The organism is Peribacillus sp. QJM3NY_7 (assembly GCF_056173225.1).
The window spans coordinates 2,089,373-2,102,500 of the sequence record NZ_CM149663.1 but is presented as its reverse complement, the minus strand read 5'-3'; the positions used below and the strand labels follow the sequence as shown (position 1 = coordinate 2,102,500).

The 13,128-nt window shown below is 38.9% G+C and carries 14 protein-coding genes, 1 rRNA gene and 1 pseudogene (1 of these 16 running past the window's edge); 5 read left to right on the top strand and 11 right to left on the bottom strand.

Translation table 11 applies throughout. The features are described 5' to 3' along the window. The 3 genes from AC0VX1_RS10160 to AC0VX1_RS10150 all read right to left on the bottom strand — a co-directional run. Window positions 1–509: ribosomal RNA gene (locus tag AC0VX1_RS10160) — 16S ribosomal RNA — on the bottom strand; it reaches 1,042 nt to the left of the window's first position. Window positions 510–911: 402 nt separating this feature from the next. Next, on the bottom strand, window positions 912–1,184 hold the full coding sequence (locus AC0VX1_RS10155; protein WP_475471039.1) for a hypothetical protein: 273 nt from the start codon (window positions 1,182–1,184) through the stop codon (window positions 912–914). After that, on the bottom strand, window positions 1,162–1,482 hold the full coding sequence (locus tag AC0VX1_RS10150; RefSeq protein WP_413022817.1) for an RNA polymerase sigma factor: 321 nt from the start codon (window positions 1,480–1,482) through the stop codon (window positions 1,162–1,164). Before AC0VX1_RS10150 ends, AC0VX1_RS10155 begins: the two co-directional genes overlap by 23 nt. A gap of 392 nt (window positions 1,483–1,874) precedes the next feature. Between AC0VX1_RS10150 and AC0VX1_RS10145 the strand changes: the two genes are divergently transcribed. Both AC0VX1_RS10145 and AC0VX1_RS10140 read left to right on the top strand, forming a co-directional pair. Then, the gene (locus tag AC0VX1_RS10145; RefSeq protein WP_156404311.1) at window positions 1,875–2,021 is read left to right on the top strand and encodes a hypothetical protein; all 147 of its coding nucleotides are present in this window, start codon (window positions 1,875–1,877) and stop codon (window positions 2,019–2,021) included. Between the two features lie 610 nt (window positions 2,022–2,631). Then, window positions 2,632–3,039: an Hsp20/alpha crystallin family protein gene (locus AC0VX1_RS10140; RefSeq protein ID WP_034312897.1), complete on the top strand. Its 408-nt coding sequence runs from the start codon at window positions 2,632–2,634 to the stop codon at window positions 3,037–3,039. Between the two features lie 66 nt (window positions 3,040–3,105). Here AC0VX1_RS10140 and AC0VX1_RS10135 read toward each other — a convergent pair whose 3' ends face one another. After that, window positions 3,106–6,237 carry an AAA family ATPase gene (locus AC0VX1_RS10135; RefSeq protein ID WP_413022815.1) on the bottom strand — a complete coding sequence of 1,044 codons (3,132 nt, stop codon included), beginning with the start codon at window positions 6,235–6,237 and terminating at the stop codon, window positions 3,106–3,108. Then, complete coding sequence (locus AC0VX1_RS10130) at window positions 6,234–7,379, bottom strand: exonuclease SbcCD subunit D (protein ID WP_063576645.1); 1,146 nt, start codon at window positions 7,377–7,379, stop codon at window positions 6,234–6,236. Before AC0VX1_RS10130 ends, AC0VX1_RS10135 begins: the two co-directional genes overlap by 4 nt. 475 nt (window positions 7,380–7,854) lie before the next feature. On the opposite strand from AC0VX1_RS10130, the pseudogene AC0VX1_RS10125 reads away from it, so the two are divergent. Next, a pseudogene (locus AC0VX1_RS10125) lies at window positions 7,855–8,046 on the top strand (transposase); the annotation flags it as partial. A gap of 2 nt (window positions 8,047–8,048) precedes the next feature. Continuing rightward, window positions 8,049–8,204, top strand: a complete 156-nt coding sequence (locus AC0VX1_RS10120) for a transposase (RefSeq protein ID WP_098187409.1) — start codon at window positions 8,049–8,051, stop codon at window positions 8,202–8,204. A gap of 144 nt (window positions 8,205–8,348) precedes the next feature. Here AC0VX1_RS10120 and AC0VX1_RS10115 read toward each other — a convergent pair whose 3' ends face one another. The 6 genes from AC0VX1_RS10115 to AC0VX1_RS10090 form a co-directional block, all read right to left on the bottom strand. Continuing rightward, on the bottom strand, window positions 8,349–8,777 hold the full coding sequence (locus tag AC0VX1_RS10115; RefSeq protein ID WP_413022812.1) for a DUF2621 domain-containing protein: 429 nt from the start codon (window positions 8,775–8,777) through the stop codon (window positions 8,349–8,351). Between the two features lie 80 nt (window positions 8,778–8,857). Then, window positions 8,858–9,163 (bottom strand): DUF3219 family protein, encoded by a 306-nt coding sequence (locus AC0VX1_RS10110; protein WP_475471037.1) that lies wholly within the window; start codon window positions 9,161–9,163, stop codon window positions 8,858–8,860. A 128-nt stretch (window positions 9,164–9,291) separates the two neighbouring features. Then, window positions 9,292–9,519 carry a sulfurtransferase TusA family protein gene (locus tag AC0VX1_RS10105; RefSeq protein WP_057276118.1) on the bottom strand — a complete coding sequence of 76 codons (228 nt, stop codon included), beginning with the start codon at window positions 9,517–9,519 and terminating at the stop codon, window positions 9,292–9,294. 41 nt (window positions 9,520–9,560) lie between these two features. Continuing rightward, window positions 9,561–10,616, bottom strand: coding sequence for a YeeE/YedE thiosulfate transporter family protein (locus tag AC0VX1_RS10100; RefSeq protein WP_475471035.1), 1,056 nt, complete (start codon window positions 10,614–10,616; stop codon window positions 9,561–9,563). A gap of 170 nt (window positions 10,617–10,786) precedes the next feature. Beyond that, entirely contained in the window at window positions 10,787–11,263 is a 477-nt protein-coding gene (locus tag AC0VX1_RS10095) for a CcdC family protein (RefSeq protein ID WP_034312912.1), read from the bottom strand. Window positions 11,264–11,686: 423 nt separating this feature from the next. Further along, a complete protein-coding gene (locus tag AC0VX1_RS10090) occupies window positions 11,687–12,394 on the bottom strand; it encodes a cytochrome c biogenesis protein CcdA (RefSeq protein WP_034312916.1) in 708 nt (235 codons plus the stop codon). A 246-nt stretch (window positions 12,395–12,640) separates the two neighbouring features. On the opposite strand from AC0VX1_RS10090, the gene AC0VX1_RS10085 reads away from it, so the two are divergent. Further along, the gene (locus AC0VX1_RS10085) at window positions 12,641–12,814 is read left to right on the top strand and encodes an aspartyl-phosphate phosphatase Spo0E family protein (protein WP_072272814.1); all 174 of its coding nucleotides are present in this window, start codon (window positions 12,641–12,643) and stop codon (window positions 12,812–12,814) included. The last annotated feature ends 314 nt before the right edge of the window (window positions 12,815–13,128 follow it).

Here is a 13,128-nt window from a genome sequence, read left to right as displayed (position 1 = left end):
TGGCTTTCTGGTTAGGTACCGTCAAGGTACCAGCAGTTACTCTGGTACTTGTTCTTCCCTAACAACAGAACTTTACGACCCGAAGGCCTTCTTCGTTCACGCGGCGTTGCTCCGTCAGACTTTCGTCCATTGCGGAAGATTCCCTACTGCTGCCTCCCGTAGGAGTCTGGGCCGTGTCTCAGTCCCAGTGTGGCCGATCACCCTCTCAGGTCGGCTACGCATCGTCGCCTTGGTGAGCCATTACCTCACCAACTAGCTAATGCGCCGCGGGCCCATCTATAAGTGACAGCGTAAACCGTCTTTCCATCTTCTCTCATGCGAGAAAAGAACGTATCCGGTATTAGCTCCGGTTTCCCGAAGTTATCCCAGTCTTATAGGCAGGTTGCCCACGTGTTACTCACCCGTCCGCCGCTAATCTCAGGGAGCAAGCTCCCGTCGATTCGCTCGACTTGCATGTATTAGGCACGCCGCCAGCGTTCGTCCTGAGCCAGGATCAAACTCTCCGAAGAAATGTTTGACTTGCTCATTTGCTTTTTTGATAGTGTGTGCTCACTTAAAATTTAACGTTGGCGCTTTGTTTTGTTCAGTTTTCAAAGAGCAATTTGTTGTAGTTTTTTTCAACTAATCCATCGTAACATAACGTTGAATAGTTGTCAACTTCTTCTTTTTTAAAATCGCTCATTAATTAGGCGACTTCATTATCATACTGCTATTTTTCTTTAGTGTCAACATTTAATCCGTAAAATAAGAATCTCTAATAACACTTTCCTCTTGAAACCATCTTGTTAATGAATACAAAAAAAAACCCTACGTGTTTCATCATTAGATTAATCAACTGGGACGCACTAAAATAATCGATGGATCATTCAATAGGAATATAAAAGTTCGTACGAACAGACTATTGAGAGACATCACCAATTAACAACAGTTCCTAAATCATAACCACTAGGGGTAATAGGCTCATTCTTCCTAAGTATCCCCTCGTTCCCAATGACGATGGCAGCTTTATTGTACTCAATAGGATAGATCGTTGTAGGTTTCTGTTTTACAGAAGCATTTTCTTGCAACCAATCTTCTATATCTGCTGCTGGTAAAACAGCTAACAAATTAAGTTTTTTATTATACTTTTTAAAAATGGCAAGAAGTTGTTTTTCTTCTTTTTCAGTCACTTCTGTTGTGGGCAATTTTGTCTTCCGAATAAATAAGTTCAGCTTCAGGAGAAGTATGCATTGCCTCATCTTGAAGCATATGTCTTTGTTGTTTCTTATTACGTTCAAGATGCTTATAATAGGAGTGCTTCGCTATTTGACAAAGCCAAACTGACATTTTACATTCACCATTATATCTATCAATGAATTTTACAGCTTGATAGAAGGTTTCTTGTGTTAGTTCTTCTGATAAATCTGAGTTGTGACAAAGACACATTAGATATTTAAAAACTTCTTCAGCATAATTGCTATAAATTTCATCTAGTTCTCCCAAGCCTTTTCCTCCTTTCGTCTATATATCCGATTCAAGTCAATTTTGTTACAAAAAATATTTTTTTTTATTGGCAACAGAAAACCGCCAAACAAAATGGCGGCTAAAGCATTTAATTCAACATAACTAACCTCCCCGTTACTTTAAGTGAAATGTTTCACAATATGTTCTCTCAAGAATCTTTTTAATGTTTGTTTCCTTTAGCCTCTATTTGCACGTGTGAAATGAACAAAGCTGCATAAGACATATATTAGAGTGAACTATGTAAGCTGATTTTCATAATACATTCCATTTTCCTTCTTTTATTGAATATTTCAACTGATTACATTCCTTGCAAAAACAAGAATAAGAAGAGGCGCAGGACACAAACTATGCTAAAAAGGAGAGTGTATATCATGGATGAAAAGGGTTTAAAACAGAACGCTAGTAATACTTTACGTACGAATAAAAAGAAAACTTTAGAAATAATAGCAAGTGTTGATGAGTTGAAAAAAGAGCATGAACCAGAGTATGTCTTTTTATATTGGGATGAATTGAGATAAGTATCTTAAGAAGAGAAATTGAAATGGATATTGGATAGAATAATACCAAAATAAAGAAATTCTCCTTATTGAGAATTTCTTTCAATCCAGTAGGATATTCAAGTAATGTACCCGTTAGCCATCCATGAAGCGCAAAAATCAGCGCTTCACCACAGAGAATGAAAATTGGTCTTTTACAAAACTCAATCAGATCACTCATAAGGCTCAGCCTTTTTTTTAAAAGCGTTTTTACTGGGTCTATTTTATTGTGATTTTTTCTGGATTTTGAGCTTTTTTAATTTTCATGGGAGTTCATTAAGAAAAGCGAAATTTCTTCAAGAACCACGCCCTTTAGTTTAAGAAGTTACATGCTTTATAAGCCTTATTTGTACTTATAAAGTTACAATCCTTCTAAAAAAATCCACTCTTTTAGAAGGACTTATGACCCTTTCTTTTATAACTTGTTCTGCTTTTTAATACCCGCATACACATCGTCCCTTTGTATTGGTTGCTTTTTACATTTTTAGAACCAATTTCCCGGAATCTTTTATTATCTTCAATTTCACTTTTCCAATCACCATTCTTCATGCTCCATCATATAATACCTCAAAGGAAAACCGGGGGTATCAACATGCAAGACAATCAACATGGATCGCAAATGACTGAGGTTGAAAAGTTTGATGAATGGGTAAAAAGTTTTTTTCTGGATCCGGAAACTTGTGCGTTGGATCATCAACTTTTTTCAATTGATATATACGAAAGTGACGATGAGTATATGGTGGAAGCGGTTTTGGAAGATCATGATGTAAAAGATATTAAAGTATGCCTAAGTGATAATGAGCTATCGATCATCGTTGACGATACTCATAAGCCATTTCTTGAAAAAAAAGAAGATAAGCTACCCACACAGAGAAAGATCCCTTTCCCTTTTTCGATTTGCTCACGAAGAATTACCGCTGAATTCTCGAATCCGATATTGGTGATTCGCATCCATAAGTTTTCCCCCGGAAAAACAGCTGAAGATATTAACATTGAGTAGTTCGTTCATAAAAATAAAAAGAATGGCCTAGGGACCACTTCCCCCTTAGCCATTCTTTTTTCTTGATTAACCAGCAAAATAAAAGGACGTCCGACTTCCTTTTTGTGTCGAAATGACTTGAAGCTGTGCATCGATTCTTTCTTTCAATTCCGGGACATGGGATATTATCCCGACCAATCTCCCGGTGCTTTGTATATCCATTAATGCTTCAATTGCATGATCAAGAGATTCAGGGTCGAGCGTACCGAAACCTTCATCGATGAACATCGTTTCAAGTGAAATTCCGCCAGCATTCTGCTGGACAACATCCGCAAGACCCAAGGCAAGTGCAAGGGAAGCCTTAAAGCTCTCTCCTCCCGAAAGGGTTTTGACATGCCTCTCTTGTCCTGTATATTGATCATACACAGATAACTCCAGACCGCTCTGGATATTCCTTCGTGTAGGATCAAGCTTTCGCAATAACTGATATCTTCCGCTTGTCATTTTCAGCAGCCTTGAATTGGCTTCTTTTAAGATATCATCTAAAAAGGCTGCCAGTACATACCGTTCAAAAGTTATTTTAAAGGAGTTTTGACCTTTGGAAATCTCAGACAGATGACCGACGATACTGTACCTTTCATCCAAACTTTTCTGTTCTTCCCTAATTTGCGCCAATTTCCTTTGGATTTCTTCGTTAGTCCGTTTTTCAGCCTGCAACTCATTCTGTTTTTGGCGTAACGACTCCAATTCTTCATCTATGAAATCGAATGTCTTTTTCAATCCTTCAAGATCAGGTTTGGTCACATCTTTTAATTTCATTTCCAAATCATGAAACAGGCTTAAAACACTTTGCCAATTTTGATTATACTGCTGAACTTGGTCCTCCAAATTTCCAAGAGCTGCTTCCGATATTTTTGCTGCCGTATATTCTTTATAATTGGAAAAACCTTGATTGGTCATATCCGCAATCAACTTTTCCCGCTCCTCTTTCAATTCTGTATTTAAAGCCTCGATATTTCCACTTAGGGATTCTTTTTTCGCACTGATGGCCGATTCTCTTTCCTTCACCAGTTGAAGGTTTTTTTGTGCATCTTCCAAGGCCGATTGTAAGCGTTTCTTTGTATTTACAGCCATTAGATAAGCTGCATTATATTCTTCCTCTGTCCGTATTCCGTCTGGCAGGGAATCGGTTAATCCTGTTAGTTTTGTAGAGTTTTCAATATACCTGGTTTTCCCTTGGTCCTCTTTTCTCTCTAAAGAGATCAGATTTTCCTTTAGCTCGGATGCTTTCTCTTTTAAATCCAGCAACCTTTTTTCCAGATCATTTAATACTGACTTTTTCCGCATCAATTCTTTTAGCTGTTCTTGCAGCACTTTTCCTTTTTGTACAAACTGCAGCAAATGCTCATTAATATCTTCATTCCTAAACTCCGGCATGTCATTTTGTAAGTCACTTAGCTTCTCTTGTGAAGACTCTAACAGTGCTTCATATTTTGATTTCGCTTGATAATATTCACTTTCAGCTTGGCTTTTTTGTTGTTCCGCCGTTTTCAGCTTGTTTTCTTGCTCTTTCAGTTCAAAATCCGTCGGCATATGCTCATGCATCTGTGCTGGTTTTGGATGACTTTGTGAACCGCACACAGGACAATTTTCTCCAGAGTGCAGCATGGAAGCAAGCATACCCGCTTGGCCTGATCGCCAGTTTCTGTTCAGGGTTTCCAGTTTTTCCTTCTCCTGAATTTGTATTCTTTGTAACTCCTGGAACCGATTTTTCTTTTCATCCAGCACTCGTTTCGTATTCTGGATTTCATAAAGAACTTCTTGAAGCTTTTTAATTTTCGATAAAGCTGAATGATTTCTTTCTGCTTCAATTTCCTGATCACGATAAAGAACAGCCGCTTTTTCCGCTTCTGTTTTTTCTTGAGCGACTTTCTCAGCTTCCGCTTCGACCGACAGATGTTCCGAAACAGTTTTTTCACGAAGTCGTTTACAAGTTTGCCACTCTTTTTCATCTAAGGTAACCTGTGCTTTTAAGCTTGCAAAAGTCATGACAGCCTCTTTTACCTGCTCAAGCTGATGAACAGCTCGGACTGCCCGCTCTCTTTCATTTTCCTTCAACATTTCCTTATCATAGCAATCCTGCTTCTCAATGCGCTCAGTTCGTAACTTCTCGGACTGCTCACTTAACTTTTGAAGTTCGGCATTCGCATCTTGCACTTGTTTGCCAATTCGCAAATAGTATTGTTCCTGCTTTTCAAGTGAAGCCGCTTTGTGTGCCATTTTCATTTGGACTTTCACTAGTTCCATTTCCGGCAGCTTTGCTTCAAGGGCCTCTTTTTCTTTTCGAAGTTTATCTTTTTCCGAAAATCGATTTAATAAATCGACAGCTTTTGAAAGCTCTTGATTTACTTGATCACGAGCTTTTTGCTTTTCCTGTATTTGTTTATTTATATATTCATTTTTTTCTGTTGCTTGCACAATGACTTCCTGTAACAACGGTAAAACCTGCTGTTCATTAGGCTCTTCCCCTTGCAATTGCGCCTGCAGCTCTTCATGATTTCCAGGATGGATGCCTTTCATCAATTCAATTCGCCGCTGAGCACTTTTTTCGCTTTGCTTTCTTAGGATGGAAGCCTCTTCTTTTAATTTTTCTTCTATTCGTTTATAAAGTTCAGTATGAAATAATTTCTGGAGAATCTGTTCTTTATCCTTGCTGTCGGAAGTTAACAGTTTTCGGAATTCATTTTGTGGAATCATCAGGATTTGCCGGAATTGGTTCGCATCAAGTCCAATGAGTACTTTTATTTTTTCTTCAACTTCCCTTACATTCGCACCCAGCAATTTTTTTCCTTCAGGCAATACCTCATATAATTCAGCCTTTGCTCCAACCGTAGTTGTTCCTTCACCTGCTTTTTTCTTCCGTTCCTGCTGTGGCGACCGGGTCACCAAATACGTTTTTCCACGCAGGATAAATTGTAATGATACTTCAGTCAACAGATCATCTTCGGCAAACTGACTTCGTAAATCTTGCCCGCTCCGATCTTCACCGCTGGCTTTTCCATATATTGCAAAACTAATCCCGTCAAATATCGTTGTTTTCCCTGCGCCTGTCTTTCCAGAGATGACAAACATGGTCCGTTCCCCAAGGGAATTAAAGTCAATGGTTTCCCTTCCTGCATATGGTCCGAATGCCTGCATCGTTAAAATATCCGGTCTCATTTCAAAGCCTCCTCTTTCTTAACAGCTTCAATTACCGAAACCATCAAATCCTGCTTTTGTGAATCAAAGTCCCTATCTGTCATTTCTTGATAAAACGTTTCAAACAGGTCCAATTCTGATTTCCGTTCATCTTTTACAGAAGTGAAGGAATTTTTCCTCCTAAGGTCGGTCAAATCCCACTTTCGCTCCAGATGAAGTACGTTCGGATAAATCTGACGCAAGCGGTTAATAGGATCGATGAGTGCACCCTCATCATTTAGTGTTATTTTCAAATAGTCATCCCTTTTTTGCGATTGATAAAAAGCGGGATCAAGCAACTCTTCCATAACCCCGGATATTTCCCTCATATCGAACTTGGGTGCCAAAGAACGATAACGAATATCAAAGCTTCCATCTTCTTGCATATCGACGATAGAAAGCGACTTATTCTGCTTGGACTCGGAAAAAGAATATTTTAATAGTGATCCAGAGTAAAACACCTTAGGATGACGTATCGCGTCTGGGCTATGTAAATGCCCAAGTGCCGTATAATCGAACGCATCGAATAAGTCGGATGAGACACAGCCAGAACCACCTACCGACAAGACCCTTTCCGAATCGCTCGTTTTTCCGCCTAATACAAAAGCATGTCCTACAAAGACATTCGGCTCATCACTATTGAAATTCTCGGCTATCGTTCCGGTTATCCGCTTCATCGCTTCTTGATGGGAATGGATACTATCATCTTCAAAAAGATGGCGGACCGTCCCAGGCTCTGCATAAGGAACACAATAAAAGTTCACGCCCTTGATGCGAACCGGCTCACATGTTTTTGTCAATTTCCCATGAATGTATAACTGACTATGACGATACCATGATGAACCGAATGCGAGTCTTTCCGCAGAATCATGGTTTCCCGATATCGCAACGATCGGTGTATTCATTTTCACATTAATCGTATAAAGGATTTCATCAAGAAGCTCCACCGCTTCAGTCGGCGGAACGGAACGATCATATAAATCACCGGCAATCACAACCGCATCCGGTTTTTCCTCTTCGACAATTTCTATGAATTGCAAGAGCGCATGCCTTTGGTCATCTGTCATATGTACCCCGTGAACGATTTTACCTAAATGCCAATCAGCCGTATGGATAAATTTCATAGTTTCACTCCGTCCTAAATTTTACTTACTATTATTATATCAAAAATTTAACGAATAGCATGGTTTGGGTACAAACGTTCTAATTTTTACCACACAGCTCCATTCTTTTGCATGATTCAAAATGAAAAAAGCAGACTCCAAATGAGTCTGCTTCTGAATGTAGACAAACTCAATGAAAATCGAGTTTGTCTACATTTTTTTTGCTTGTACAAATTTTGACGTTGATTTCCACTTCAGGCACTCGCTTTCCGCGGGCGGTCCGGGAGCCTCCTCGGCGCACTCGCGCCTGTGGGGTCTCCCTTAGACTCGCTATTCCTGCAGGAGTCTCGCACACCCGCTCCAATCAACTATGTTTAAAAATTTGGATAGAACTCCTTTTGCCTACAGTCTTTTTTGTTTTAAAATAAATCTATTAAAACTTGAGGTGATGAGGATGCTTTCGAAACATCATTCTATTCAACGAGAATAACGTGAAATGATTACTTTTGATCAACTGGTGCCACCGAACCATTTGGTTCGTAAAATGGAGGCTTCCATTGACTTCACTTTCATTTATGACTTGGTGAAAGATATGTATTCAGAGGTAGGACGCCGAAGTAATGATCCAGTTATTTTAGTTAAACTGACATTCATTCAATATACCTTCGCTATTCGTTCCATACGACGATTATGTGTGTATTCGGGGATGCAAAAGAAAAGCAAGGTATGCGTTGGACTACTTTAAGGGGAATTAAAAAATTGTCGATGAAAGCGATGCTTACTTTCACTGCCATTAATTTAAAGAAGATGGCCATGTGGACTTGGCAAGGTCCTAAAATAGCATAACCTAGTGGCTCGAAGAGCCCAAATCTCTTAACCTTTGGTCAAAATTTCAAAGGGAATTTTAAAAGGGGTGCAGAATTTTTTAATTCCGAACCCCTTTTGTCTACAAACTGAAGCAGACTCCAAATGAGTCTGCTTTTTTCATCATTAGCTGAATAAATGTTCATATGGACCCATATTCACCTTTCTTTCAGCTAATTTTTTTTGCAAAAATTTATGGTCCCGCTTTGGTGTGGCAATGATATAGCCGCGTATCACTAAATCTTCCGTAATATTGCCCGCTTTTTCCTTTAGCGCCAACTCCCCGATTTTTCCCGCAATCTTATGACGTGCAACATCACGAAAAAGTTCTGGCACAGGACTCACTAAATCTTCCAGCAATTCCTTTTGCTGCTTTGACCATAAGTGCTTTGTTTGATCCAAATAGTATTCTTCCCAATCCATATCGGATTTCCCATCTTCTTTTGGAAATCTTTTCAGGAACTTTCGAAACATGAAAAAGCCACCTATGCTCATCAATATAATTAAAAGGGCTACCCAAAATAGAATGAACCATAAAAACCATCCGCTAAGCAAAGTACCACCTCATATGTATAGAATGATCGTCACTATTATTATAGACAGTAACCCATATCTTTACAAGACTGGCAATGCAATCATTCTTGACCGTTCACTTCCAGCAAGACGAGTGAAAAATCCCCTACCGCATTTTCTTCATATAGATTCGTGACCGAAGTTGCATAGTTAAAAATCTCTGCACGAAACTCCTCGTTTGACTGTGGAATCTTTAAATCAAAAACCATCTGATAAAGAAGTGTAGTAATATCATGATATTCACTATGTGTGACCTTGAAATTGAAACTGACTTTTCTGATTTCCTTACCTTCAGAATCCTTTACAATTTCAAAAAGAAAATCCGTAACTTGCAGCGGAACATCGTTTAAAATGACCTCGTCAACCATTATCAACATCTCCTTAATAAAGTGGTTAAAGACATGTTATCACTAGAAACTCTCAGCGCCAATTATTCAACCTTGAAAAAATGAAAAAACGTGCACAGGAAACCTGAGCACGTTTTCTTCAAATCAATTTACTTTCCCTTTTTAACGATTATACGCCATTTAGCGTCTTCGATTTGCTCGAACTCGGTGATTTCATGACCTTCTGTAGCAGCCCAACGTGGAATGCTCTCCGTTGCTTGTGTGCAATCGAAATTAATGATCAATTCCTCACCTTTTGCCATGTCCGCGATCGCTTCTTTTGCTTCCACCAAAGGGAATGGACATACCATTCCAGTCGTTTCCAATACTTTTGCCATTTATATTCCACTCCTTGATTAAAAAGTTTTTGACTCGTATCTTAAGCCGCTTTGGATGCGGCGGCTGCCTGCTTTTGCTTACGGATGATCGTGAAATATGTTGCTACCCATGTACCCAGCAGGAAAAAGACAATCGCAATCCAACCTTGCCAAGCAAATAACGCCGAATTCACCAGGCCATTTCCGATTGTGCATCCCCCGGCAACACTTGCACCGAATCCCATGGTTACACCGCCAATTGCATTATTACGTAACGTTTTCATATCAGGCAAACGCCAACGGAATTCCCCGCTCCCTTTGGCAGCGATGAAAGAACCTAGGAAAATGCCTACTACTAAAAACGTGCCCCAATCGATTAACGCATCATCTCCGGTGATAAGGAAAGTTAAAATGTTCGCGGAAGGCGCTGTAATTCCAAGTCCGAACATCCTCCCTGTCATTGCACTCAGCGGCCAAGCAATGATTGCAATAAGGCCGACCAATAATGCTGTCACAAAAGGATGCCAGCGTTTCTCGAATAAGATGTGGGCCAATCCGGTTTTTTTCGGTTTCATTTTAAAGATTGGAAGTTTCGGTTTTCTCAATTCACGAATCACCAATATGCCAACCAAGAGTGTCAAAATAATAACAAGAACCCAAGGCGAAACATTTAACGTTTCATGAATATACGTATCATTTGTACGATAAGATAACAGATTATCCCCTGCCACTTTCCATACACCATATTTCGTCATTGCTGCCCCTAGCATATATCCAAAAAGGGCAACCCAACTTCCGATCATGCCCTCTCCGGCACGATACCATGTTCCAGTCGCGCAACCTCCTGCCAGAACCATACCAATACCAAAAATAAAGCCACCCACAATGGTTCCCAGCCATGGAAAACCATCATTTCCAAACTGAATGACCCCTGTATCATTCAATGCATAAACTCCAATACTTTGTATCGCTATAACAACAAATGTAGCCAAAAACATCCGTCCATCTTTAGCTAAAATCAAATCACGATATGCACCAACAACACAGAAACGGCCTCTTTGAAGCACAAATCCCAGCAGTAAACCACAAATAATCCCTAATACAATCATTTGTAACATGTACCGTTTCCTCCTTAAGTAAAATAATAATAATAATACTAATATAATATAATTCGGATGAAATTACTAGGTTTTTGGATTGATTTTTTTCTAATGAAGTTCCCATGCAAATGAAAAACCCGAGTCATCATGAATAACGACTCAGGTTTTGTAGATTATTCCTTTGATTATCAAACCATACTGCCTCCGCCGAAACTGGCTGCTTTAACTTTCTTATATTGGTAAAGCATGGCAATTCTCCACGGAACGATCATCGCAAAAGCAAGTAAGAAAAACATTCCGCTCAATACACCGATTTCAATCGTGCTTCCCAGCATCAGCTTTGCCACCAGTCGAATCACCATGAGACCAATCAATATGAATATGAACGCTTTAGAGCGCAGAATATAAATTTTTTCATCTCTAACTTCAAATTTAGATGTTTTGATCAATAAGATGGAAAATAGCATTCCTGCAACAAGAGCCTCCAACAATTCGTATCGAGTGACCCTGAACATCGGGAAAATAAACATCAAGGCACCGGTACTCATAAACAGCGGCGGTAAAATGATTTTCTTTTCATTCACTGGTTTTTTCGTTTCCTTCATCCGTAATATGAAAACACCTATAGCCATCACAATCGCTATACCTGTTGATATATATATCATCTCTTAACCATCCCTTTTAACTAATAATAGGTAAGTACCATTAAAAATTATATATGACTTCAATTTATAAACAAAGTATATAGTACCTATTTAAGATAAACAAGGAGGTGTTTATTAATTAAGCCCGCTATTGATGATGCTTCCAATTCCCGCCTCGACAAAAGGCTTGTCGATAAAACCTTGGTCCCGGCTTCTATAGACTTCGTCAACCATTTTTGCATTATGAACATCGCTGCCTGAAGTTCCTTCTTAATTTCTTAGATCAGGATTTAATTTCTATATAATATTCAATGCTTACCGCCCAATCCCGCCTTCATCAACCACTTAGTGACTGACCTTATACACAAAATCAACGAAATGGCACCATAAGACCTAATAGCCGACCTCAATTTGAATAATATTGAAAAATTAACTTATTATGGACTAAAAACCTGTAAAGCCACCGAATAGTCTAGACAGGACTGCAATTATTTTGGTCATCCAATCAAAAAATAAAACCACACCCATTATAATCATTAAATATCCGCCAATCTTCATGATGTATTGGCTGTACTTTTTGATCCATTTCAACTTTCCGACAAAGAAGGACAATATGAAGAAAGGGATGGCAAATCCTAAAATATAGGCAGTCATATAGCTCATGGCAGCACTTGGATTAGTTGCCCCCAATGAAATGACAGCACCTAACAGCGGACCTGCACAAGGAGTCCATCCAGCGGCGAAGGCCAGTCCGATAAGAATGGAACCTATATATCCGCTAGGTCGATTCTTGAATTCAAATCGACTGTCTTTCATCAAAGATTTCGGCTGAAAGATTCCTACAATGAATAAACCAAAAATGATAATCAGGATAGCACCAATCTGACGAATTAATTCTTTGTAATCCGAGAAAAAAGAACCTAAGTATGAAGTGCTAAAACCAATTGCAATAAAAACCAAGGAAAACCCAAGAAGGAAAAATAAAGTATGCAGCATGCTCCTTCTTTGGAGCATGGCGTTCTCGGATTTGATTTCACCTACACTCATACCAGTGATATAAGATAAAAAGGCCGGATATAGCGGTAAGCAGCAAGGCGAAATAAAACTCAGGAATCCCGCCCCAAAAGCTAAAAACATATTAATATCATTCAAATAAGCTCACTCCTATGTATGTCAACCTATAAACATTGTAACAAATAAGATAAAAAAATACATTTATGGAACTGTGAATATTTCATGACAACCAATAGCTTATAACTGGATGGGTGACAGGCTAAGTTAACTTATTTGAATTCATTAGTCCAAGCCGATATAATTGTTATATTCATACAGATTTTACAACGAACACATAAATTAAGGGTACCTTGAAATAAATGTTGGGGCCAGAAAGGAAATATAATGGCTAAAAAGAATGAATTTCTCGAACAGATTGAAATAAAGAGAAATGAACTTATCAAAATTGTCGCTAAAGATGGTTTAAACTCTCATGTTGCCGTTGAATATAGCCAGCAACTTGATCAGTTACTAAATAAATATAATGAACTTTTTTATAAAACCGGTACAAATTTTTAATCCAGTACATCTCCCATTGATAACCACATAAGTTATTATATGATTTATTTTGCTGTCAATCTCCCCTTTTTTACCTTCTTTCTCAATTAGGATACTTAGGCATGACCTTTGCAATATAAGAAAACAGGCAACCGCCATGGGCATTGCCTGTTTTTCCATTTTAAATAATGCATAAGAATCATTTTGCTTAGGGATGTCGGAGGATAGGTTGTCACACCTAGAACAAAAGGAGATCCAGCTAAGACGGAAGAACCGTCCGGACCACTTCCTACCCCAATGTGACACCCGGTTGTGTACGTTATTTAATCCTCGTT